This is a genomic window from Teredinibacter franksiae (assembly GCF_014218805.1).
Classification (GTDB): domain Bacteria; phylum Pseudomonadota; class Gammaproteobacteria; order Pseudomonadales; family Cellvibrionaceae; genus Teredinibacter; species Teredinibacter franksiae.
In genome coordinates, this window is sequence record NZ_JACJUV010000008.1 from 405769 (window position 1) to 431922 (window position 26154).

Here is a 26154-nt window from a genome sequence, read left to right on the forward strand (position 1 = left end):
AACGAAAGCTGAAATTACCATGTTAGAAAAACAACGCCACCAACTGATCATCGATCTAGTAGAGCAAGCACGCTTTGCCAGTGTTAGTCATCTATCTAATGAACTCAGCACTTCTGAAGCCACCATTCGCCGCGACATAAATAAGCTATTTGAGCTGCAAAAACTGAAAAAAATTCGCGGCGGCGCCGAATCGATTGCAAGCGGGAAGGAGCCAACACAACGGGCATTATCCGCCAGTTCGTTCGAAACCAATCACGAAATGCATTCCGACAAAAAACGCCGTATAGCCGAAAAAGCTGTCGAGATTTGCCAAGAAGGAGAACCCATTATCGTAAATGGAGGAACAACCACCTTCATGATGGGAGAGTTTCTGGTCAAACGCAGCGTAAGTATCCTAACCAACTCCTTTAAGCTGGCTCACTACATTGGCAAGCACGGGGAGAATCAAGTTACGTTGCCGGGTGGCGAGCTTTATCGTGAGCAAGGCATTGTTCTTAGCTCCTTCGAGCAAGATACCATTCAGTATTATCACAGCAGCAAAATGTTTATGGGTACCCAGGGCATTACCCGTGTAGGTGTAACCGAATCTGACCCACTGCTGATTCGTGCCGAACAAAAAATGCGCAAACAGGCCGATCAGCTTATCGTGTTAGCCGACAGCTCAAAGATAGGCCAGCGAGGCAACTTTATTTTCTGCCTACCAGAAGAGGTCGATATACTAATTACTGATGACGAGGCAGATCCAAAACTACTGCAGGAATTACGCGAATTTGGCATTGAAGTGATTATATCCTGAGGTCATTAGCTCCAAGTTCTATTGATTTTTAGTCCATAACTACGGACTATTCCAGCAGCTCGACTTCCATTCTATTTTCTCTACAAACTATTCTAGGGCTTCGTATTATAAGAACGCCCTGCTACGAGTCACAGCGTGTATTCGGGGAGAATACTTACCTAAAGCGCTTATCTATATGAACGAGTCCACACGCAGCTGACCTTGAGAGAGCTTTACCCCCCCTCAAAGCTGCGCGTTAACACTTGACTGGAAGACACAAAATGCCTTTTATACGATTCCAGAACCACTTTGCCCGGTGGAGGGTCGCTCTACTGCAACCTTGCTACGGTATTGGCTATCTCGGAAGGCCTGAATAGGCGCTACTGCGCCGCCATTATTAGTTCTGGCCATAACCAAAATACTGGAAACATCCGTATTAAAAGCCTCCTTCAAGGTGTTACTTGCCATGAGTGCGTCATTGCTTTCTTGATAACCGTATAACGTTTCACGATTTACCAGCAGCGCCTGAACATAGCTGCGCTGGACTTCAATAGCCGAATTCATCAAACTTTCGACTGGGTCCGTAACATTGTGTGATTGATCAAGCATATAAGATGGATTAAAACCTTCTTGCTTGCGATACTCAGCATCAACCAGCTCATTAAAAATAAGGAATTGTTGATACGGGTGAATACTGCCGCTATCCAGGTCGTCATCACCATACTTACTGTCGTTAAAATGAAAACCCGCCAGCTTTTTAAACTGTATTAAACGCGAGACAATCATTTCGATATTCACATTAGGCGCGTGGTGACCTAAATCGACCAGTGATTTTGCTTTTTCGCCCAATTCCATGGCACACAATATGTTGGTGCCCCAATCCTGCATGACAGTCGAGTAAAACGCAGGCTCAAACATTTTATGTTCGATAGACATTGTCCAATCGCCAGGTAATGCCGCATAAATGGCTTTCATGCTATCGAGATAACGCTCCAGTGAATGTTGAAAATGCTGCTGTCCTGGAAAGTTCGAGCCGTCTGCTAGCCATACCGTAAGGGCATTGGAACCAAGCTTTTGACCAAGCTCAATACATTCCACATTGTGCGCTATTGCTTGCTCGCGTGTGGCTTTGTTGGTATGACTCAAACTGCCGTATTTGTATGAGTGCTCTTGATTGGCCTGATCCTGAAACGTATTAGAATTAACGCCATCAAAACCCAACCCAAGGTTATCAGCATGTTGCTTTAATTCACCTGCGTCTTCTACTTTGTCCCATGGAAAATGAGGAGACACCTTACCGGTGCAACGTACCAACTGGTTTATAACACCGCAATCGTTCATTTTTTCAAAAATATTGCGCGGCTCACCAACGTTAGGGAAACGTGCAAACCGGGTACCGCCAGTGCCAACCCCCCATGAGGGGACTGCCACCTGAAAGCGACTAGCCTTTTCGGTAATATCGGCAATGGATATGCCGCGCTTTTCCAGTCGTTCGCCCAGCGCATCGTGGTCCTGCTTTACCGTTGGCAGGTGGCTCTCATTATGCTCCGCTACAAACTCTGGTGTAATCGTATATCCCATTTTTTTAACCCTGTTTCAAGTAATATGATCTTTGCGCCCTCTATCCGCACAGCCGTATTTATTATCGTGTGAAGCTTGCGGCGTTGCCCGCATCCACATTAATAATGTTACCCGTGCTTTTTGCAGATTTTTCCGACGCCAGGAAATAAATTGCTTCTGCAACGTCTTCAGGCAAAACACTGCGCTTTAACAAGCTGCGCTTACGGTAATGATCTTCAAGGTCATCACCGCCTTTACTGTATGCCGCCGCGCGTTCTTCCCGCCACTTACCGGTCCAAATTTTCGAACCTCTCAAAACGGCGTCTGGATTTACCGCATTACAGCGGATACCCAGCGGTGCACCTTCCAACGCCACAGAACGACTTAACTGAACCTCTGCTGCTTTTGCAACACAGTAAGCCGACGCATTAGGTGAAGCGACTAATCCATTTTTACTCGCTACCACAACCATGCTGCCACCTATAGTTTGCTGTTTCATAATTTTGAAACCTTCGCGCAAGGTAAGGAAGTAACCCGTGGAGAGGATATCCATATTGCGATTCCACAGATTTAAGTCTGTTTCATCCAATGGTGCCGAACTGGCGATTCCGGCGTTAGCAACCACAGTATCCACTCCGCCAAATTCAACTGCGCTGTATTTAAGGGCAGCGACGACCGTATCCTCTTTTGTAACATCACAAAGAACACCGCGAACCACATCTTTGCCAAACACCTGCTGCAGCTCTGCAACACTTTCGGAGAGCGCGCCTTCATCGATATCTGCGAGACACACACATGCTCCCTCTGAGGCCAAACGAATAGCAGTCGCTTTACCAATACCTCCAGCGCCTCCCGTAATAAAACCAATTTGACCTGCCATTGATTTGGCTTTTGGCATTCTTTGTAGCTTGGCTTCTTCTAACAACCAATACTCAATATCAAAAGCTTCTTGCTCATCTAGGCCCACATAGGTATCAACGCCCGCCGCTTCGCGCATTACGTTGATGGCGTTGATATAAAACTCACCGGCAATACGCGCAGTAGCCTTATCTTTCGCAAAAGTGAGCATGCCGACGCCAGGAATAAGATACACAATAGCGTTTTGGTCACGAATAGCAGGGCTGTTATCGCGTTTGCAGCGTTCATAGTAGGCCGTGTAACTTGCTCGGTATGACTGTAGCTGCTCATCCAACTGTTCAGCGCAGGCGGAAATGGCCTGGAGAATATCGGCGGCCGCTGGGTCAAAAGCTACAACAAGAGGGGCAATTTTTGTTCGCAGGAAGTGATCGGGGCAGGAAGTACCCAATGCGGCCAATGGTGCAAGCTCCTTCGAGTTTACGAACTGTAAAATTTCAGCTGAATCGTTGAAATGCCCCACCTTATATTGATCGTCACTGATCTTGCCACGAATCGAAGGCATCAACTCTTGAGCGATTTGTACACGCTGCTTGGCGTCCAGAAGATTGTTGTATTTCACCCCACCAAAAGCTTCAGACTGGTTGTTCTCTTCCAACCAAGCCGCGCATTTTTGGATGATTTCCAAGGTTTTCAGGTAACAGTTTTTAGCGCTATCACCCCAAGTAAATAAGCCATGCCCCTGCAACACAATTCCGTGCATGTGCGGGTTAGCTTCGGCCATGTCTTCAAGCTTTAAGCCAAGGTCAAAACCTGGACGCTGCCAAGGCAACCAACCCAATTCACCACCGAAAATTTGCTCCGTAAGAGATCGGCTATTGGCGGTACAGGCAATAGCAATAACCGCATCGGGGTGCATGTGATCGACATGGGAATGGGGAATATAGGCATGCAGTGGCGTGTCAATACTGGCCGCACGGGGGTTGAGGTTAAAGGTACAGTGCGGCAGGTATGCCACCATTTCATCTTCAAATTCCAGCCCGCGATACAGCTCTTTAAGTTGGTACAACTTCTTCAGGTGCAGGGTGGAAAAACCATTCAATTCGATGGAGCCAAGGTCTCCGCCAGAGCCTTTTACCCAAAGCACTTCCTCATCAAGCCCCGTAAGCGGGTCTTTCTCTATGATTTTGGCTGAAGTGTTACCACCACCGTAATTGGTAATGCGCAAATCTGAGCCTAATAGGTTTGAACGATACTTTAATAGCTCCGGCTCGCTAAGCGTGGCCGCGTATTCATCGTCCCACAGGTTTTCCAATACAGTTCCCATAAAATAAACACCTTTATCTTGTTCTAATTACACGTAAAAAACTGCAACAGAATATCGCTCAACTACATGTAATGATTTAATTTGATCACTTTCGATTGTAACTGATTGGTTTTTAACAGGCAATCGTCATTGCACAAAAACAGCCACGCCGGCCGTCAGACCATATGAAAAACCTGTCTCAGCGGCGTAACCACCGGGCTACCATCGGGGTTTGAGTCCATTATGTCGGCCATATAAGCCCACCATTTTTTCATGATGGCCGTTTCTGGCAACTGATCCATACCATGATTATCAGTACGCCAGAGTACGCCATAGAGGGTATTCGATACTTCATCTAAAAAAATGGAGTAATCCTGAATACCTGCAGCCTTAAGCTCCTCAACCAGCTCCAACCAAATGTCGTCGTGGCGCTTTTTGTACTCTTCTTCACAGCCCGGATTGAGCTGCATAGTGAAAGCAATCTTTTCCATTATTTGCTCCTTATGTTTATTGCCTGCCACTGGTATGGGCCAATTTCGACCGAATGACCTAACGACTGCCCAGTTTGAGCCTCTATCGACCTTGGAGGCAGTTGCAGCCGGCCTCCCTTGCCGTCCATATTGACTGCCAGCCATAGCTCGCCACCAGCAGCCGTCATTCTGGGGCTAACAATGGTACCCGGTGTTACCTCAAACTTTTGAGTGACTCCAGCTCGTTCGGCATAGTGTGAAATCATTTTTCGGACTAGAGCCAAACCCTTTTCACCATGGGGTTGTGCCCCTAAAACCACCACTCGCCCGCGACCCAGCTTACGCTCACTGATAAATGTCTCACCGGCGGCAACGCCACTCTCTATAACACCAAGACTCTCTGTGCCCAGCTCAGGCTCCAACGCAGCACACCAGCCACTTAACGGAACAGATAAACCAAAAGCCTTACCTGTTGTATTCGTTTTTGTGAGCGGTACCACGTAGCGGGTGGCAACCCCAGCCAGCGCATCCAGCAACCCTAGGCCCGCCTCCGTTGGCACCGTGTGCTCACGCCCCCGAGTACCCGTAACCGGCCCGGCGATCCATATCCCTCCAGCCTCAACAAATTTAAAAATTCGCTGCGTAAATGCTTCGCTTACATAGGGCATTGCAGGCGTAATCAGTAATTTCAGACCAGATAAATTTGCCCCTTCGAAACGGACTTCACGGTGATAACCTAGGTCGCGAATGACCGAATGCCAGTGCTCAATGACTCCTCGGTAGCGCTTCGGAAACCCCTCCCGTTTATCCAGAGCTTCGGTTTCGATCATTGCGCGCGCATGATCAGAGTATGTAACGGCTACCTGCGGCGTTAACACTTGAGTGCCAATCAGCAAGGGCTCCAACTGTTCACGTGCCTGACCAACCTGCTGCACCTCACTGTAACCAATACTCGGTTTGAACCAAGCACTCATCACCGCACTATGTGGCAGCTCTGCACCGGAACGCTGTTGACGCCAAAGCCAGTAGCAAAAGGCTTCGCCTCCCAAGGCGTAAACCGAAACGGCTTCAGCTACTAAATAGCCTTTAGGGTGTGGGGGTTGATGATTGCCCAACCAACCGTTGTGTGCCGTACTGGTCTCCATTAACCAAAAAGGCCTACCAGGTATTGCAGCGCGGTATAAATCAGAACGAAATACCAGAGAACCCCATTGCTGAGCGGTGGGATAGGCATCATAAGAAGCAAAATCCTGCGCACGCATGGAGCGCTCGTGGTGGATATTAAATGCTGGGTTGTCGTTGTGAGTAATAGGCTGGGTGGAGTAGCCTTTTAGAATATTCCTTTGCGCCACCATAAAGTCGGCAACACTTTCGCGGCAGAACATGCGGTAGGCCGTACTCAGTGAGGCATTATGTAAAAAAGGTGTTTTTAATGGCGCCGGCACCTGTTCAAATCGCTGGTAATGCTGGCTCCAAATGTGTGTACCCCAGGCTTTATTTAACTGTTGAATCGTACCAAAACGTTTCTCCAACCACTTATGCCATGCGGCCACCGCGGCATCACTAAAGTCTTCCGCCACATGGGCTTTCATTTCATTATCGAGCTGCCAAGCAATTAATGCTGGATGACCGCCCAACTCTTTTGCCATCGCTTTTATTATGCGAAAACAAGCTTTTTTTACGGCTGGGTGCTCATAACTGGCATGCTGGCGGGCGCCATGAATATAAATTTCGCCTTCGGCGTTTTTGTGGCAACGCTGCGGATGGTTGTGAGTGAGCCAAATGGGTGGTGTAGCCGTGGGCGTGCACAATACAACGTCAATGCCGGCTGCATGTAATTTGTCCATTACCCGTTTAAAAAAATCGAGCGATATTTTTTCCCCCTGTTTCGGCTCCATGGTAGACCAGGCAAACTCGGCCATACGCGCGACGTTAATGCCAAGTTTTTTCATTTCACCAATATCACGATCGATATCGGCTTCCGGCCAGAGTTCTGGGTAGTAGGCTACCCCGTGATAAAGCTTTTTCGGTTGATAGGGTACCGGAGACGACGCCTCCGCCCGAAGCCCTGGCACCGGTAGCGTGCCAGCTACAGCGGTGAGCTTTAGCAACTGCCTTCGATCGAGCGTCATGAACTTTCCCTCAGCACTTAATTTGTAATGTCACTCTGACAAATAATCCAACTAACAACCGAACTAGGGCAAATTGAAAGCCATAGCAAGCTCATCAATAACAGCATCGTTCATCACTTTGACGCTACCTAACTGATGCGCCCCAATAATGGCTTTTGCTGTGTACTCCGCAACTTCTAGCCGGTCGAATGCCTGCAATAGACTTTCGCCCGTGACCAAAATGCCATTGTTCTGCACCATCGCCAATGGTTGGCGTGCGGAGATTTGATTAACTATACGTGTGTGATCTTGGGTGAGGCTCTCAATAGGCAGCGTTGCAATATCACGCAGCAATATATACGCCTCGGGAATAATACGAGAATTCAATTCTTTACCGGCGACATTAAACGCCATCACATTGGGCGCATGGGCCAGTATAAAAGCCTTAACATCAGCATGTACTCGAAAAAGTTCGGTTACCAATCTACTCGACCTACTTGGAAATTTTCCCTTTTCTCGACGACCATTTTTCACCAGAACAATATCACCTTCACACAAATATTTTCGATCGTAACTATAAGGCGAAATCAAGAAAGAAGTATCATCCAGCCGAACGGCAAAGGTGCCATCAGTACTGGTGATGAGGCCCTGTTTATAACTGCGCCGCATCATTTGAACTATATCGCGCCGAATCGCTTTTTCTTTACTGGAGGGAGTGCCGGGGATGAATTCGGGTAAGTCGTTACATTTTTTGTCGTAGATTGTCATTTGCTCAACACTAATACAGCTATGACCACCCAACACCTGGGCCTTTATTTGTATACGAGCAGAAAAATCCAACGTTTCAAATTGTTTGAATGCTTCAAACAAATTTGGAGAGGCCGTTACAACACCATGATTTTCCAGTAATACTGTATTGAAACCTTCCCCAAATGATAACGCTATTTTTTCTCCCAAATCTGCACTACCCGGCAAACCGTAGGGTACAAAATCGACTGCCTTGCAGATATGTCGTGTATTCGGCAGCATATGTAAATCGGGTGTTTTACCGGCTGCAGAAAACGAAACAAGCGCCGGAGGATGTGCATGTAGAACTGCATCTAAATCGGGCCGAGCCTCATAAATAGCCAAATGAAAAGGATATTCAGAAGAGGGCTTGTGCTTACCCTCAACCTCACCATTTTGAAGTATGCAAACGATATCATCTCGAGTAAGGCTACCTTTGTCGACACCTGCCGGTGTTATCCATATTCGGCCTTCTTCGTCTCGTATAGAAATATTGCCACCAGAGGTGGTTGTCATTTCATAGTTATAAATACGCTCCATGATCATTACGATCTGGTCAACTGGGTGAAGATACTTAAATTTTTGGTCCCGAGCGTCTTGTGAATTCTCGTTCATTAACAATTACCTTGAAAGCAGTGACAGCCATGCTTGTTTATAAGATGAGATAAAAGATTGGAAAACGGGCGTGGCCTCCGCCGAAAAAAGTTCGTAGGGCCAGTTTTTGGCATTGGCCTGATCAAAAAGGCATGCTGTTCCGGCTGTTGTACCGGTTGCATCTCGCGAAAATAAAATTTTATGCTTGCTGCGTAAGCTGGCCAATATTTGCATTAGCCAAGTATTGCGGGCAAAGGCACCTTCAATAATGACTGTGGAATTTTGATTTAGGAATTCAAGACAATGATCGGTCATAAGTGCCAGATACAAGGTTGCCAAAGCTGTTTTTTCGCTTTCGCTCAGTTCCTGTGTTTCTATGCCGACAATTGTCCCTTTTTTGTTTCTATAGGGCCCGCCTTGCTCCGAAAAGGCTGGTAAAGCAAAAATACCGCGTTGGTGAAGCGCAATAAAATCGGCCTCCGAAGCATCTTCGGTTCCCGCCAGCACTTGCCATTCTCGCCCGCCCATAAAGCGAATGCAGGAAGTAGGTTCAGCAAAAGCATTAACATTCGCAAGCATGTCTTTGTCTTCGTCCAAACAACTGGTGGGACTGCCAATGCCTGCAATAATTATCCAAGTACCAGACGACACAACAGCAAAGGGTGCCTCTTGACGAAAAAGGTGTGGAACCAGTGAGGCGTTGCTGTCGTGAATACCGTTATAAACTTCACAGCTATCTGGTAAACCCAGCTCCTCGACTAATGCCGGGAGAATGAAACCAAGGCGTTCACCGGTGGCCGAGATAGGAGGGAAAAGCTTACTCCAGCCTTGGGCTTCAACCAAGGAAGAATAACCCTTCGTGTTTGGGTTCCAGAGGTCGGTATGGCAGCCCAGCGACGTCATTTCTGACACTGAGCGACCGGTCAACAGATAACACCAGTACTGCGGGTAGAACAATAGCTGTTGCGTTTGAGCAAAAGCTTCGGGAAACTTTGTCTGAAGCCAAAATATTTGTGCGCCCAAGTTCAAGCCAAAAGGCAGTGCCGGACTTAAGGTTTCAGTAAAAGGTGGACGCTGGGCATTGTATTCGTGCCGAATCTCGTCGATTGCACCGTATTCATAATCGAGAACCGGTAACACCAAGCCCTCCTTGCCGACACAGGCAATGGTGGCACCATGGGTGGTTACACCAATTCGTTCAATTGCAAACTCCCCTGCCCACTGTTTTATCTGATGCTTAAACCAGCACCAGATAGAATCAGTATTCGCACTGCGGTATTCCCCAGTTTCAAGCACATGATTTTCAGTTAGCGCACTGGCTATCAATTCACCAGAAGTACTGTCTAACAGGCTGAGTTTGATATTGGTTTTGCCAATATCAAACACAGCGCTACAGCGTACGTTCGCTTGTGTAGTCAATGGTACCTCTCCTAACACATCACTAACCGACCAAAAATTAGTCATATTCGACTATTACTAACCATCCAGACCTATAATATAACACCTTTTGACATCATATGATCGAATTTGACGTTTTTTCATTTGATGCGAGTCATCAATTCCCCAAGACGGGTCCATACACGCTAGGGCTGATATCAGAATTACTTGGAGCAATAATACGTACAATGAGGTAGGTGGAATGTTGCTTCATAGCGTATACGCTATGCTTGGTTAGCTTGTTTTGACTAATGTATGACTCCCCCCTGGAACACCTGTCACACTCAACATTACCGCACCATACCCTAACGGCAAGAACTTAGTTTTGTCGGCATACAAACCCATCATTTGACCTGTTGCCTCGAATTTGGAATACGCTTTTAGCTTGTGCGGGGGAAATCACCTCGGGGCTAAAACGCATTTATTGCCCAACACATACGGCCCTTTTAATTCTGTAGGAAAGAGAGAAGCTTTTGGCTTTTATAACTGCACCTTAAAAGGTTCTGCGGGTAGACCAGCGCCATCCATTAAATTGGCATTAACCGGACTATCATCCCAAGCATAACGTACTTCTACGGGTGAACGGTTTTTCAGCTTGAGCACTACTTTTGTACCTTTCACTAGCCCTTCCAAAGGCACGAGCTTTCCAGCTTGATCTACTACCTCAAAGCCCAATACGGATGCCTGACCATCTCGAATAGCCAAGCCCTTTGCCGAATTAAATTTTATGACCAATGACGTACCTTTTAGTTTTACGCTCTTCAGCTCTGGGCCCCGGTAATGCTGTTTTTTGTCTCCATAGGTTTTATTAAGTGCAATGACAGCCAGCCGCTCACCTACCGTTTTTTTATCGCGCGGGTGTATATCATTCGCATCACCAACATCGATTGTTATCGCCTGCCCAGTGTTGGGTAGCGTTAGTGCCGCCGTTTGTGATTCGCGCAAAGTTGCCCAGGGCCTCACTAACGAATCGCCATCATTCGTATCAAAACTAGCGAGCTGTACCCAATAGAAGGCTAACTCAGGCTGAGCCCACTTTTGTCGCCACTCGATAATCATCTGCTGAAACTGGCGGGCATACTGCGTGGCCCGAGTTTCCTCAAAAGCATTGGATTCACCTTGATACCAAATCACGCCTTTTACCGGGTACTGAAACAATGGGTACATCATTTTATTATACAGCGCTGTTTCAACCTGATTCATTGCACCGTCGGTATCAACAAATACTTTATCTGGCCTAAATAGCCATTCACCCGCTAGAGACGTTTTTTTACCTTCGGCTGTCTGTACGTACAACAGCTCTACATCGGAATAAATTCCACCACCACCGCCGGTATCTTCTACGCGAATCGCAACGCTATTAAGCCCAGGCTTTAAAGCTGATTCAGGAACAGAGTAAGTGCGAATTTCATTAAACGCTCTGGTTTCCCCAACCTTTACACCGTTTACCCAGGTAATATCGTTATCATCAATTCGGCCTAAACCTAGCGTAATTCCGCCAGCGATATCTTCGTGAGTTAATTGAAACTGTTTACGGTACCAAATAATCCCATCGACACCATTGTAGCCCTGCCCTTCCCACAAGCTTGGCACAGAAATTTCGGCCCACTCATTCGTTTGTAATTCTGCAGTACTCCAGTCCGCATCGGCATCACCTAATTTATTTACCAGTGCACCGGGCCAACGCTGCATTTGTTTTAGCTGTGCCGACCTGTAATCATCATTTTTTTGTTTGTGCTTTCCCAATACTTGTTGAATTTCCTCAACCGATAAACCCAACGCCCTATAGCTCATCCAGGCTTCAATAGAGCTGCCGCCCCAATTACTGCCAATAATGCCAATGGGTACACCCGTTTGTGCAGCCACTTTTTTGGCAAAGAAATACGCCACACCACTGAACTCACCCGCATGCTCGCTCGTTGCAGAAAACCACTCGCCACCCGCCAATCTATTTTCAGGTGCTACACTCCAGCTTTTCGGGATTTTAAAATGGCGAATATTGGTATTATTAAGTAATTGTAATTCCGTTTCTGCACCTAGGCTGTCTTGTAACAGCCACTCCATGTTGGACTGCCCCGAAGCAACCCACACATCACCTGCAAGCATATTGTTGACTGTTTTTATCTCGCCGCCCGCCTTAACCACAAGCGATACACTTACGCCCGCTTTCAGCGGTTCAAATATTGCCTGCCACTCACCTTGGGCATCAGAATCTACGACTTGAACACGATCATTCAGCTTTATGGTTACGGCCTGCTCCGGTTCTGCCCAGCCCCAAATAGATACGGGTTGGTCGCGCTGAATAATAGCGTCATTACTCAGCAATAAGGGCAACTGAATAGACGCCATGGAAAACGCCGGCAGTAACAATACGCCCAAAGTTACAACCCTATGAAAGAACGGTATAAACCTCATATTTTTCTCTTTTTAAATCGTATTGATGGTAATTTGACATAAGAACTTTCACCCTGCTTAGCGTAAACCTACTATTGGGTAACCTATTATAAGATTATTTTGTTCGCGGCCCGTTACGAGCACAGAGGTCTTTCGGCCAGGGGTACAGCCAATAATTCGATTTGTCCGTAGGAACCCAATCAGGAATCATGGGGTTACACATTTTTATAATGGTTCGCTTTTCAAAATTAAGTTTTTTTAGTGCCGTTGACGTCGTTGGGTGCGTATAAAAAAGTTTATCTACACTGCCATCGGCAATGGCTATATTTAACCCATACTCCAAGCGTTGCGCTAAATTCTGGCGCTCTGGATTGACGTAAAGCGCGGTCATGCTGGGGTAACTCAATACCAATTTAGACTCCACCTGAACAGGCAACCCTTCGTAAATTTTAAGTTCTGGAATAAGTTGGCGTGCACCACGGGGGTAATAATCAAACCGCCCAGCTACGAGCATATTTACCAGCGAAGGTACATTATCGGTAGTAACACTGCGCAAACCGGTTTGCGCCAGAACTTCAACATCCGACCAGCCCTTGCCCTGCCCGGCGACAAAACCCCTTAAATCCTCAAGGTTGTTAATCTGACTAAAACGCGGCTGATCCCCTTTACGAATAATGAACACGCGAAAACCCACCATGCCTTTGGCAATAGGGATTTTGATAGGGATTAGCGTGGTCTCCCGCTTTTGATTTACGGTAAGCGAGATTACGTCTATCAATTCATTTTTTTCCAAATAGAGCATCATCCGTCGCAGGGGTAGATCACGCCTTAGAATGCGTACGTCGCATGGGCCATATTTCGCCTCAGATTTATTCAGAATAAGCTGAATGATTTTGAAGGTGTAGTCTTCCGCTGGCTCCTTCGCCTTGTACTTTGGCGGGAACCATAGCATAGGCGTCGATTCACCATCGCGCAGCTCACAAGCAGCGACGAGGCCTGATAACATCAGGCCTAATGCAAGGCACAAAAAAAAACGGATTAAAAAACAGCTCATGTATATTTTTATAGCGCTTGGCTGTGCATTTAACTGTCGATTATAAGGTTTTAAACGTGCGAGTCTCTACGAAAATTGATTGAATTTAGAGCAAACACGCATTTCCCATACGCTTATGTAATTATTTAGGTCACAAAAAAGCCCGCACGAAGCGGGCTTTGTGACGTAATTTAACGGTTAACCGTTAAAAGGCGGGAAGCTCGTCCAATGTGATAACTAGGTTGTGGTTATACACATGAACTTTATGAGCGTTGGTATTGTAGTACTCACCCGTCCAGAAGTTGCCACTACTGGAAACACCCTCAGCTGTATCCGTGTCGTTCCAGACCATGAAGTACAGCCACCAAGCGCCGTCCTGCTGCATCAGATCTGGGTCTGGGATGTTGCTGTTCTCACTCATAGCCACCATCTTCTGTTCGTGCGGGAAGCTGGCGGTGAGATCGTACACATCCACTTGAGACTCGTAGTTCTGTTCACCGTCGTAGATATCATAACTAACGATATCGACGTAGTTATCACCGGGGTACCAAGCGGAATTCTGACCGTTCCAGATCCAGATCAGGTTGTTCAAGCCATAATCGTTAGTGAGCGAGTCATACAACCACTGCCACAGTTTTACCTGAGCATAGGCCGGTGGTACGCCGTCGGTACGGTCGCTGCGACCCCACCAGAACCAACCGCCGGAAGCTTCATGCAAAGGTCTCCACATCACCGCAACACCCGCATCTTCAAGACGCTGCAGCTCAGCGGCAACCATGGCCACGTTGACTTCCATGTTAGCAAAAGCCGTACTGCTGGTATCCAGCTCACCGTTAGCCATTGGAATCTGGAACGCCGTGTCTGCAGTGTAGAAATCGCCGGAATGAGCCGTATCTGGGTCACGCCAATGCCATGCGAATGAAACCAATCCACCTCGATCCCAATGCGCAATGGCTTCTTCAGTTTGCTGCAGCCCAGGCCAGCCTTCATTACCGTACATCAGGAAGTCGTAGCCCATTACTGCAGGAGCCCTACCAGTGTCGTTAATAACACGCTGATACATGTCTATGCTGTCCTGCCAGGTAAGATCCTGCTGACCAGCCAACATGTAGTTACCCCAGATAGAGCGCAAATAATCGTATACGCCCTCTGCAGTTGCATCAGAATTTGGGTTGACCAAATCTGCGCGCATTGCGCTCTGAGTGTTATCTGTCATACCTGGGCACATAGTTGCAGAAAGGCAAATGTTGCCGCCTTCCGTACCCCAGCTACCAGTATCGGTTGCACAAAGGTCAAGCTGACTACCGCCAATTACACAGTAATCGTAATTGCCAACACCGGGATCAGCTGCAGATCCGTATACGATACAGGAGTATGCATTTTCCCATCCCCAGCCATCACCATCAGGGTCAGAATCTCCCGAGCGACAGTAAGGGAAGCCATTACTTGCTGCGTTTGGAATAACATTACCGTTAGAAGATGAGCTGCTTGAGCTTGAAGAAGAACTACTGGAAGAGAAGCTACTGGATGAGCTTGAAGACGAGCTACTAGTCGACGAGCTTGAAGAAGAGCTGCTAGAGCTAGAGGAAGAGCTGCTAGAGCTAGAGGAAGAGCTGCTAGAGCTAGAGGAAGAGCTGCTGCTCGATGAGCTTGAACTACTAGAAGAACTAGAGGTTCCGTCACAGGAGCCCTGGCTGGTCCAAGAGTAGTCACTACCTGGAATGGTATTGGTATACCAGTTCGCCTGATAGAGTACACCCTGATAGACCATCATATCACCCGCGCTAGCGTGGTTAGGGGTGCCACCTTCCCAATCTTTCGAAGTCCAGTTTGGATATTCGTTTACGCCGTCACAAGTGCCGCCAGTAGAACTACTAGAGGAGCTACTTGAGGAGCTAGAGCTGCTGCTGGAAGAACTACTAGAGGAGCTACTTGAAGAGCTAGAGCTGCTGCTGGAAGAACTACTAGAGGAGCTACTTGAAGAGCTAGAGCTGCTGCTGGAAGAACTGCTAGATGAGCTGGAGCTAGAACTACTGCTGGAAGAACTGCTAGATGAGCTGGAGCTAGAACTACTGCTGGAGGAGCTGCTACTAGATGAAGAACTGCTAGATGAAGAACCTCCATCACAAACACTGCCCGTCACAGTAGGGATTTCGATTCCGTCTGGCGATGACCCCTGAAAGCCAAATTGTACGGTTTGGCCAGGCTGAATAGCCCCATTCCAACCCATATCGCTTGCGCTATAAGGGTTGCTACCCGAAAGGCTTGCATTCCACAGGTTGGTCACTTGGTTATCACCGGCGTATTCCCAACCAACCGTCCAACCATTTACGGCAGAACCTGTGGTGTTGGTAATTTCGATACTTGCTGTGAATCCCGCGCCCCAATCATTGGAAACTACGTATTCGCAATCAGCAAGTGCCGCTGGCGCAGCAACACTTAAAGCAACCGCAGCACCGGTAGCTTTAAGTGTACGCCTCATTGCACGTTTTAAGCTAATGGCATACTTATTTTTATCTGCCATGAACATTGTCCTCTTATAAAGTTTGATTTACACCGATACTCATTACCAGCCCTGCGAAATGCACAGCGGTAACTATCGGCAATCGGTTTAGACTCTTCAACTTATGCTGCAAACCACTACCTCTGGTTTTTCACTCTAGAGCCCAAGCTGTATAACCCACACCGGTTTTCACCGCGGCAAATATCGCCGCTTAAATTGAATAAAGTTAGGATTGCACAGTGATTTGGTAAACACATATAAAACGTCAAAAAAAGGGGCGTTTACCGCCCCAGCTTTTAACCTTTAGTTAGCAGCACCCACCAATGCGTTAATGATATCGGGGTAAACCTGATTACCGCTGTTCCGATCAAACAGGCCCATACCACCATCACCGGTATAGCCGTTATCCCAGTAAACCGGTACCAGCCCATGATCAACTGCCGACTGCGTGATGTACTGATTCCAGCGAACCCGCGAGGCTTCGTGCCCTGACACACTCTGACGCGAGACGACACCGTACTCTCCGAGAATTACCGCAACACCCTGATTCACGAAATTGGATTGCATCGTTTGCATTTGTGCATCGGCCCAAGATTCGTTGGCCCAAGTTTCAACAGTGCTTGGCCACTCGGTGACACTGCTATCAGTATTAAGGGTGAAGTTGTAAGGGTCGTAGTAATGTACTTCCATGAACAAGCGATTACTTGCACTGTCGGAAGGTACAACCGCGAAATTTATTGTGTGATCAATATTGGTGTTAAAACCCTGCACCACCAAATACCGGTCTGCGTTGATGCCACCGGTTGCACGAACTGCATTCACAAATGTCTGGTTGTAACTGTTCTGTACATCTACATACTCTTGGGTAGGTGTACCGTAATCACCTTCGTTCATGACTTCGTTGGTACCGGCAAACAGCAAGCGATGATCGTAATCACGGAAGTGGGTGGCGATCTGAGTCCACATAATTGACAAGCGATTATTAAGTGTATCCTGATTCGCGTAGAAAGGATGATTCAACCAACCTCCATCCCAATGCTCATTCATGATCACATACATATCTTCGCTAAGCGCATAATTTACCACCTCGGCTACCCGACTCATCCATACGGGGTCAATGGTGTAATTGGTAGAATCAGTGAACACACTCCAAGCAACAGGGATACGAATAGTATCGAAGCCGGCCGCTTTAACCGAACTGATTAGCTGCTGCGTTACCGCAGGATTACCCCATGCCGTTTCATTGCCGGGGCCCATGGCTTCGAGTGAATTACCCAAGTTCCAACCAACACCCATCTGCTGCGAAAACGCAACCGCATCTGAGCCACTGGTAGATGAAGAGCTTGACGAGCTATTAGAGCTAGATGAACTTGAATTACTCGATCTGGAGGAACTGCTGGAACTGGATGAGCTGCTGGAACTGGATGAGCTGCTGGAACTGGATGAGCTGCTGGAGCTCGAGGAACTGCAGCTATTCACTACACCACCATCGCCCCATTGAGTATTGCAGGTGTCGACACCTATACAGCTTTGGTTGTTTTCCCAACCCCAGCCTTCACTCTGGTTTTCACATGCGGCATACAAAGTGCCGTACCAATCACACTGAGCGGAACATTCACCTGCGGAAGAGCTGCTGGAGCTAGACGAGCTGCTGGAGCTAGACGAGCTGCTGGAGCTAGACGAGCTGCTGGAGCTAGACGAGCTGCTGGAGCTAGACGAGCTGGAGGAGCTAGACGAGCTGGAGGAGCTAGACGAGCTGGAGGAGCTGGAGGAGCTGGAGGAGCTGGAGGAGCTGCTTTGCTCCCCACCGTCTGCGCTACACCCAAGGATAGTCGCGCTGGAATCATCACCATCCCCCTGAAAACCGAAGGAAACCGACTGGCCCGGCTGAACACTGCCATTCCAGCCCAAATCTACCGCAGTATAAGGGTTACTACCTGAAACATTGGCGCTCCACGAACCGGTAACCGCAGAACCACCGTTTTGAGACCACTCTACCTCCCAGCTACTTATTGCACTGGAACTATCGTTAGCGATTGAAATTGAAGCCGTAAAACCCGAACCCCAATCGTTCGTAACACTATAGTTGCACTGAACAGCAAGTGCCTGCGATGACAGCAAAGAAGCTGCCAGGAAAACACAGCCTACTGTTAACGAACGCAGGGGCTTCCATAAACGACTTATAGACATAGCTTTATCCTCTGAATTTTTCGTAGGCGATGCTCTGAGCACAAGTCAACGAAACGTCTCTAGGTTAAGACAAGATCACAAATATGATTTATTGAGAATCTGTTGCGCAAAAAGCGCTTTTTTTATTTCAATACCGACGCAGAGTTGAGAGGAAATCGACTTCAAAGTATTCCCGACTGATAGGTAAATTTTTATTATTCCTACAGCTCGGTCGCGTTTGACCCTATTGAACGGCAGTACAAATACAGCACAAGCGCGTTAACCCTATTGCTGCGTCTATCGAAGCATAGCGCGTTTATTTGGTGAAATCGACCGATCACTGCACACTAAAGACTTCAACAAACACTGCAATAAATAACCGAGGCCGGCAGCGCGTTAATAAAATTTTGCTTTTCATTTATGGAATATTCAGCAGCGGATAAACTGGCTAATAAATATTGATGAAACCCCTCGTAACTAACGGGCAACACCCTTGTTTGATGACCATACACTTCCCCACCACAAAAAAAGAAATCAGTTAATTCCCAATATTAGTCAATACACAAGCTTGCATCATCATATTTAAAAAACACTTTGGTGGGTTTACGCTATGAAGGAAATTAATTTTCTTGATCAATTTAACCCGTATTTTGCGATGAGCATCAACTAAAACGCCTTGATAGCCACGCACTTTTGCCAAGGTTTACCACAAAGACACAGATAAATACGCCTAAAACATATCGAAAACACGAGCGGTACGAAGCACCTATAGCCTACTCCATTGCATCTCAATCATGAAAAAATGGCAGTAAAAGGGAATGGATTGGATGCGGGTGGCGCGCAGATCAACACACATCAGGCAAACCCCTCCACTCTGACCTAGAATGGTAAACACTCAGTCAATCAGCAAAAATGGTGGCCCTTTGGACGCTATAGACAAGCTAGAGCTATCTCTTGATAACTCTGAATTCACAAGAGAGGAAGTGCTACGTAAGGCGTGCGAATGCGTACACGAGCTCATACCAAAGGCCAACCTTGTCAGCCTTTGGCGGTTTAATGAGGACCGCTCCTCGATTATCAGTTTGGTCAATTACGACGCCACAACCGGTAAATTTGATGATAATGTAAGGCTAGACGAAAGTCGCTTCCCCGTATATTTCCAAAATATTGTTGAGCAGGAACTCATCGTCGCTTCAGACGCCAGAGAGCACTCAGCCACAAGCTGCTTTAATGAAGACTACTTCGAACCCAATAATATCTACAGTCTGCTAGATTTCGTGCTTCAAAAAAATTATAAACCTGCAGGTATTATTTGCTGCGAGAGCAAAGAAGTGAGAGCAAGCTGGAGTGCGCAAGACATTGAACATATCCGCATGGTGGCGGCACTTATTTCCTTCTTTTTTGAGGTTTAATCCCCATGCTAGCCTCTAGGGTTTTTACCCACTTCCAAAAGCTCCAATTCGAATACAAGCACGGAATTAGGTGGGATTTTTGAACGATTTTGACTTCCATAACCCAGCGCCGGCGGCACAAAAATCTCGAATTTATCGCCCTCCTTCATTAATTGCAGCCCTTCAGTCCAACCTCTTACAACGCGATTCACATAGTATTGCTTTGGTTGATTAGAGCCAGACGTTGTATCAAACACTGTACCGTCAACCAAACGCCCCGTATAACGAACCAACACCGAATCTTTTGGCCCAGGACTCACACCGTTCCCCGGCTGCACCAAACGGTATTGCAACCCACTATTAGTCACAACGACACCTTCTTTACTTTTGTTTTTCTCTAGAAAATCATTTGCAACAATAAGGTTGTCTGCGCGCAGGCGGTCAATACGCTCTTCGCCCATTTTTACTAATTGCTTCTGAAATGTCAGGTATACCTCACGCATTTCCTCTTCAGGGAACTGCAGCGAATCGCTTAGAGCATCCTCAATACCTTGCAGATACATTTCCATATCAAAATCGATACCAGGGCCCACCACGCTCTCGGAGAGCAACTTAGCTTTCTGCCCAATATTGATACCAGCACTGTATGCTTGCTTTTGGGCTTGAGTTGCAGGCTTCTTTCGTGAGTCCTGCTCTACGATTTCACCGTTACATGCACTGAGAGTAAAAAGAATAGATACTAACACTACAATTTGAATACGCATCGAAATCTCCATCTGTACTTATTTTTATAAAGGACACCCCTAAGAATTACTTTTAGGCTTGCGCATTAACCGAACCCAAAGCCGGGGCCTAAAGCAATTAATAGAACTCCCCTAGAGAGGATTCACACAAATTTTACCGAAACAAGCCTAGGATTCAACCCGATAAAAATGAAATAGTCTGTTTTTAGTCAGACGTCACAGAGAAACGGACAAAGAAAAAACAGCAATGTCTTAGTAGAAATCAGGCAACACAACGTATTGATTAGTCGTTAAAACCGACATCCAAGAGGTATGGCTTATCGCGCTCGTAGATGCCCGGAGGCAAATTTGTATTTTCCAGAAAAAATACTTTTCTGTTAGCACTACTTATCAACCGAATAGCTTCTGTATACGATTTCTGAAAAGTTTTATCCAGCTCACCAGACGCGTTCAACTTTTTTAAACCGACCTCCAGGCGTTCGGCAATTTTCGGGTGGGCTTTATTAACATTGATATAGGAAGGTAAATAAGTAAATAGGGCAAACCATTCAACAACCGTCAGGTCGGGATTAGACGACGCAAACTTTGCTTTTTCCCATATAACTTCGTGTGTACCTCTCATAAAAAGATCAAAACGATTCGCCGTGAGCATATTAGGAAAAGCATGATACGTGTCTGAATACACAACATGAAAGCCATTATCCTCCAGAATTTTTGCCGTGGACCACCCTCGCCCTTGACCAAAGCGAAAGATTTTAAGTTGCTCCAGCGAAGTGATATTTTTTAAAATTGGCAGGTTATACTTACGCGCAAAAAACATGCGGTAACTGGATAAACCTTTGTTTACCGGAAAGGGAACAATCAGTGTTTTTCCTTCCCAAGCCGCCTTATAGGGCGAAACGGCGACCGTTAAATTTTCGCCTTTCGTCAACTCAACCAACATACGCTGGCTAACCATAGCATGCTGATACACTTCGACCTCATAGGGCCCATAGGCCTCGGAAGTGACGTCGAGAGAAGCTTTCAATATATCGTAGTAATAATTATCACTAATATCGCGATAATCGGTTATTGGCTGAAATTTCACCACATCCATGGCTATCGCTGTGGAACAGGCAATCGAAAGGGTTAGCGCTAACAATACGCGAGCAATCTGCGGGACATATCTAATCAATAGCACGAATTCCCCACGTACCCATATATACCTATAAAGCACTTCATTACAGGAATGCGAACGTTGTTGCTTGTAACCCAGTAACGACCGAGAAAATAATGCACGAGCTTCCGACTCTTATAAAACCCTCACTCTTCCAATTAGAAGGGTGAGGCAAGGACATTAGAATCAAATCATTATACAAATAAGCATGCTCTCAGTACCAGTAATTCCGCTGGGTGTCGGAGCTCACTGAAACAGCATTTACAGAATACTGCTGACAACACTTAATTCAGCATATCCTTATAAAGTGTTCGGGTCATTTTTTCCGTATTGATAAAACCCCAGCTCCAGTCTTTGTCAAATTTCTGCAATGGGTTGGCAGCAACCACCTCGTCTTCAGTCAGGCCTTTTTTCTGCAGTTTCGCTACCGCTTTTTTTGCTTTTTTCAACATAGAGTAAGAGGATTTTAGTGCTTCTTTATCTGAAACAGGCCCGTGCCCAGGAATGATTACAGTCTCTTTGTTAGCCAACTTGTAAAGCGCTTGCTGGGCGGCAATATACCCATCCACACTGCCACCGTTGTCTAGATCGATAAAGGGGTAAAGCCCACTGAAAAGCACGTCACCCGTATGTATGACGTTCGCATCCTCAAAGTGAACGACCGAATCACCATCGGTATGGGCTTTTTCTAGATGAAGCACCTGAATATGGCCTCCATTCAGATGAAAACTGATGGCATGCTCAAAGCTAATCACCGGCAGCGCACTAGAAGGTAATAGTGCTTTATTGCCTTCCTTATCCTTCACCTCCATCACTTTAAGCCTATCGCGCACATTCGCGTGGGCAACAATATGGGCCCCTTCTTCGCCAAAGTACGTATTATTACCGGTATGGTCTTGATGCAGATGGGTATTAATTAAAAAATCCAGTGGCTGATCAGTAACCGCCTTAACCGCTACATTAAGCTTATCCAGCATTGACGGAATCGCATCATCCACCAGAACTGTACCATCGGCTCCCGTAGATACCACCACATTGCCTCCAGCAAACCCCCCTACGCCCTCAATCATATAGAGCCCATTGACAATCTTAGTGGTTTTAAATGTAATTTCTTCCTCAGCGAACGCGTTTTGACCTATGAGCAAAGCACAAAATATGTTCAGAATAAAAAGGGGTACAAATCGAGTAATTTTTATGTCGGGCATCGCGTTCTCCGTAGTGGCGCTGTAGTACAGGTTAAAAAGTATCTGTGAATTGTAGGAGTCTAGGCGTAACTAGCACCAAAACTTATATTTATCTAACATTCTGGATAAAACCTTATGCTCATTTTACAGGCTAGAACAACCCTAGAGTACATGGTTGAATACTCAACAACCAACGATTACCTGAGCAAACCTGGATCCCCGACCTCGCGATCAGCAGAAACTAGGCTGCAAGTGACAATTGGGCTATCGCAGCTCGAATAGGCAACCGTAATTGACCTACTACCAAAATGATTTAGCCTTTTCTAACATTTCCATAGTGGCTAACCATATCTAGCACCACAAGCGAGCAGCTCTAGATTATGTCCATAATGGCGGCCAAAAAACGAATCTCAAGCCCCAAGAGTCATAATCCCCCCGCCCTTGGCGTCAGATACCTCCCGCCCCTGACATCAAAATCGTCAACTGTACCGCAAAGCTGCCTAAGTAAAGCGGCTTATGGAAGTCCCCCTGTAGCACTCGCAATAAATTTAATTGGTGTAGAAACATTTTTTTACGATTCCCTACACAACATTCACCTAAAAACCTCTATATTATCTTTGCAAGGCCGTTACGGAGAGGAGTCGCGTATTAGAAAATAAATTTTTCTTTCCTCTACTGTGTCGTTAAATCGGTGTCGTTAAATTTAAAAAAGCATTATAGCGACAGAGGCTATTCAAATAGCCTCAATTGTAATATCGGATTGGCTTTGCGCAAAAAAACAGGATGTTTTTTACATACATGGAGACGTAACACTATGCATTACCAGCAATAACTCACCGCCAGTAAAACCCAATATTAACAGCATCTCATCAACTACCCGCAGCTACTTTACGCATAGGCGGGGGATCAATTGCATTCAAAATTTGAATAAATCAGATAAAGGAATTATATGAACATATTCAATAAAATATTTTATGCTGTACTATTTTTGACGCTAGCATCTTCAGCGTCTTCTGCCACTAACGCAAAAATAAATACAGCGACCAAGCTTAAGGTACTGGAATACAAACAACACCATTACAGCCAGTCTTCACTTAAAGCCAGCAGCTCCTCCCGTACCTACGATACGGATACCTTGGCACTGTTGCCCACCCCCTTTATTGTTGGAGGTAGCAATACCACTGAAGGTGACTGGCCCTCCATTGTCGGCCTTATTCAGGCCGGTAACGAACCTCTGTATGGGCTATTTTGCGGCGGTAGTTTGATTCGCCCAAACATCGTTTTAACCGCATCCCATTGCGTAGACGGGGCGAGCAACTCCGACATAAACATCTACGTTGGCTCTCAATCATTATCTTATCCGGGCGACAACGGAGAAATTATTGGGGTAACCCAAATCGTAATGCATGAAGGCTACAACCGGAACACACTGGAAAATGACATCGCACTTATTTTTCTCGAATCGCCCTCATCCCAACCCGTAATACCCACCCTTAGCGCCGCGCAAATGGAAACCCTTTTCCCTGGAGACGCGATGTCTGTCGCCGGCTGGGGCAATACCAACCCATCGAACCCGATTTTCCCCGACCATCTACAGGAAGTCGATGTTAATTACATAGACTCAGATACCTGTCAAGCGGCCTATGAATCCATGATGGGACCCAATGCCATTTTGGATACCATGATTTGTGCTGGCACACCCGAGGGTGGTAAAGATTCCTGTCATGGCGATAGCGGCGGCCCGCTAATCGTGAACCTAGACGGTACCGACGTCCAAGCTGGGATTGTCAGCTGGGGGAACCCTACCTGCGCACAAACGGGCTACTACGGCGTCTATTCAAAGGTATCTCACTTCGAAGCTTGGATTTCTCACAATATAAACCGTTTACTGAGTGACTTCCCCGTATACGATGCAAATCTCCAAACCTGTATCAATATGCACGCAGCGGACAATAACTGGACGAGCGTAGACGACGTAACCTTCCTGAACTGTAACGACTTAGGCATTAACTTCCTCGATGGGCTAGCGGCTTACACCAAACTGGTCGACCTCAGCGTTGCGGGCAATCCTCTGTTCAATTTGGCACCCTTGAATACAGTTTCATCCCTGCAGACCATTGACTTGTCTTACACCCAGGTGTCGGATCTTGCACCGCTACTTCACTCCACCGGCTTAACGTCCATCAGTATCTTTGGAGTCAACGGCATTACCTGCCTTAACCCCGATACGGGCCCCTATACCTATGAGCAAATGGGCGCAGCTTGTTTTAACTTACTTGTTAACATTCAGGTTGACGACCCGAACCTGCAGGCGTGTATTATCGAATATGCTGCCGCGCAAAATATTATTGAAACACACAACCTCTATATTCTGCAGTGTGATTCCTATGGTATTTCATCACTAAACGGCATTGAACAATTAACATCACTACAGGTTTTCACAGCGGCTTCCAACAACATCGCCGATGCATCCCCGCTAGCGCAGCTACTCTCATTAGATTTTCTTGTGCTCGATGAAAACTACAACCTCAACGTAAATACGCTTTCCAACCTTTATAACCTTACCGGTATAGCGCTCGCATTTGATGCGCTAACCCAGATAGATTTTCTCGCTAACCTGTACGCATTGGAATTTGTATTCCTTGGATTCAATCACATTCAAAACATCGATCCAATTGCGAATTTGCCTAACTTGACCAATCTATATTTGGTAAATAATCAGATTACCGACATCTCAGCGCTTTCTGACTTAACTAACATTTACCAATTGGATTTAAGCAGCAATGCGATTACTGACATAGCGGCGTTAAGCAATATGCAGGCACTCAATTATGTTTACTTAGATAACAATACCATCAACGACATCAGTTCATTGGAAAACAGCATCTTTCTATACGAACTGAACCTTTCTTACAACAACATTGCCAACATTAGCCCGCTATCACAATTACAACAACTTGAGTATATCTGGCTATACGGTAATTACGGTATCTCCTGTGTTGACGTAGACGCTAGCCCCTTTTCCTGGGCGTCACTACCAGAGAGCTGTTTTATTGCACCGGATATGGACAGCGACAACGATGGTATAAACGATAGCGAAGACAACTGCCCCAACAAAGCCAATAGCAACCAGAAAGATACCGACGGTGACGGTTTGGGTAATCGCTGCGATAGCGACGATGATAACGATGGATTTACCGATGCTGAAGAAAATCGAGTTGGCTCAAATCCGAAAAACCCAAACTCCACCCCGATCAGTATTCTTACAGATGCCGATAGCGATGGTATCCTCAACGATGTCGATAATTGTCCTAACAGGAAAAACCCCAACCAGAAGGATTTTGACCTAGACGGAATGGGTAATGCCTGTGACCCGGACGATGACAACGACGGTTTCAGCGATGCCAAGGAAAACAATGTAGGTTCCAACCCCCGCAACCCTCTGTCCACACCAGAAACCATTGCTTGGGATGCCGACGGAGACGGCATTGATGATGCGTGGGATAACTGTGTAGGTAAATCCAACCCCAATCAGAAGGATACCGATCAGGACGGAATGGGTAATGCCTGCGACCCCGATGACGATAACGACGGCTTCACCGATGCTGAAGAAAAAGCGGCGGGAACTAACCCTCGCAACCCAAATTCTTACCCAGTTTAATAGCTAACCATAAAAAAGCCCCGAAT

16 protein-coding genes are annotated in these 26154 nt (G+C 46.6%); 3 read left to right on the forward strand and 13 right to left on the reverse strand.

Annotation, left to right across the window (positions count from 1 at the left end; genetic code table 11):
• Window positions 1–19 precede the first annotated feature (19 nt).
• Window positions 20–796 (forward strand): DeoR/GlpR family DNA-binding transcription regulator, encoded by a 777-nt coding sequence (locus H5336_RS21405; protein ID WP_185236485.1) that lies wholly within the window; start codon window positions 20–22, stop codon window positions 794–796.
• A 267-nt stretch (window positions 797–1063) separates the two neighbouring features.
• Here the strand turns inward: H5336_RS21405 and rhaI are convergent, their stop codons facing one another.
• From rhaI to H5336_RS21455, 10 genes are all read right to left on the reverse strand, one after another.
• Window positions 1064–2356: an L-rhamnose catabolism isomerase gene (rhaI, locus tag H5336_RS21410; RefSeq protein WP_185236486.1), complete on the reverse strand. Its 1293-nt coding sequence runs from the start codon at window positions 2354–2356 to the stop codon at window positions 1064–1066.
• Between the two features lie 61 nt (window positions 2357–2417).
• The gene (locus tag H5336_RS21415; RefSeq protein ID WP_185236487.1) at window positions 2418–4517 is read right to left on the reverse strand and encodes a bifunctional rhamnulose-1-phosphate aldolase/short-chain dehydrogenase; all 2100 of its coding nucleotides are present in this window, start codon (window positions 4515–4517) and stop codon (window positions 2418–2420) included.
• Window positions 4518–4672: 155 nt separating this feature from the next.
• Window positions 4673–4987 (reverse strand): L-rhamnose mutarotase, encoded by a 315-nt coding sequence (gene rhaM / locus H5336_RS21420; protein WP_185236488.1) that lies wholly within the window; start codon window positions 4985–4987, stop codon window positions 4673–4675.
• Window positions 4987–7098 (reverse strand): beta-galactosidase, encoded by a 2112-nt coding sequence (locus H5336_RS21425; protein WP_185236489.1) that lies wholly within the window; start codon window positions 7096–7098, stop codon window positions 4987–4989. Before H5336_RS21425 ends, rhaM begins: the two co-directional genes overlap by 1 nt.
• Window positions 7099–7161: 63 nt before the next feature.
• Window positions 7162–8478 carry a class II aldolase/adducin family protein gene (locus tag H5336_RS21430; RefSeq protein ID WP_185236490.1) on the reverse strand — a complete coding sequence of 439 codons (1317 nt, stop codon included), beginning with the start codon at window positions 8476–8478 and terminating at the stop codon, window positions 7162–7164.
• A gap of 6 nt (window positions 8479–8484) precedes the next feature.
• Window positions 8485–9876, reverse strand: a complete 1392-nt coding sequence (locus H5336_RS21435) for an FGGY-family carbohydrate kinase (RefSeq protein WP_185236491.1) — start codon at window positions 9874–9876, stop codon at window positions 8485–8487.
• Window positions 9877–10374: 498 nt separating this feature from the next.
• On the reverse strand, window positions 10375–12309 hold the full coding sequence (locus tag H5336_RS21440; protein WP_185236492.1) for a sialate O-acetylesterase: 1935 nt from the start codon (window positions 12307–12309) through the stop codon (window positions 10375–10377).
• A 94-nt stretch (window positions 12310–12403) separates the two neighbouring features.
• Complete coding sequence (locus tag H5336_RS21445) at window positions 12404–13294, reverse strand: substrate-binding periplasmic protein (RefSeq protein WP_185236493.1); 891 nt, start codon at window positions 13292–13294, stop codon at window positions 12404–12406.
• A gap of 232 nt (window positions 13295–13526) precedes the next feature.
• Window positions 13527–15845, reverse strand: coding sequence for a glycosyl hydrolase (locus tag H5336_RS21450; protein WP_185236494.1), 2319 nt, complete (start codon window positions 15843–15845; stop codon window positions 13527–13529).
• 282 nt (window positions 15846–16127) lie between these two features.
• Window positions 16128–18014 (reverse strand): cellulase family glycosylhydrolase, encoded by a 1887-nt coding sequence (locus H5336_RS21455; RefSeq protein WP_185236495.1) that lies wholly within the window; start codon window positions 18012–18014, stop codon window positions 16128–16130.
• 902 nt (window positions 18015–18916) lie between these two features.
• Between H5336_RS21455 and H5336_RS21460 the strand changes: the two genes are divergently transcribed.
• A complete protein-coding gene (locus H5336_RS21460; protein WP_185236496.1) occupies window positions 18917–19405 on the forward strand; it encodes a GAF domain-containing protein in 489 nt (162 codons plus the stop codon).
• 8 nt (window positions 19406–19413) lie between these two features.
• On the opposite strand, the gene H5336_RS21465 is transcribed toward H5336_RS21460, so the two are convergent.
• From H5336_RS21465 to H5336_RS21475, 3 genes are all read right to left on the reverse strand, one after another.
• The gene (locus H5336_RS21465; RefSeq protein ID WP_185236497.1) at window positions 19414–20148 is read right to left on the reverse strand and encodes an FKBP-type peptidyl-prolyl cis-trans isomerase; all 735 of its coding nucleotides are present in this window, start codon (window positions 20146–20148) and stop codon (window positions 19414–19416) included.
• Between the two features lie 262 nt (window positions 20149–20410).
• Complete coding sequence (locus tag H5336_RS21470) at window positions 20411–21307, reverse strand: transporter substrate-binding domain-containing protein (RefSeq protein WP_185236498.1); 897 nt, start codon at window positions 21305–21307, stop codon at window positions 20411–20413.
• A gap of 260 nt (window positions 21308–21567) precedes the next feature.
• Window positions 21568–22488 carry an MBL fold metallo-hydrolase gene (locus H5336_RS21475; RefSeq protein WP_185236499.1) on the reverse strand — a complete coding sequence of 307 codons (921 nt, stop codon included), beginning with the start codon at window positions 22486–22488 and terminating at the stop codon, window positions 21568–21570.
• A 928-nt stretch (window positions 22489–23416) separates the two neighbouring features.
• On the opposite strand from H5336_RS21475, the gene H5336_RS21480 reads away from it, so the two are divergent.
• On the forward strand, window positions 23417–26128 hold the full coding sequence (locus H5336_RS21480) for a trypsin-like serine protease (protein WP_185236500.1): 2712 nt from the start codon (window positions 23417–23419) through the stop codon (window positions 26126–26128).
• Window positions 26129–26154: the final 26 nt, after the last annotated feature.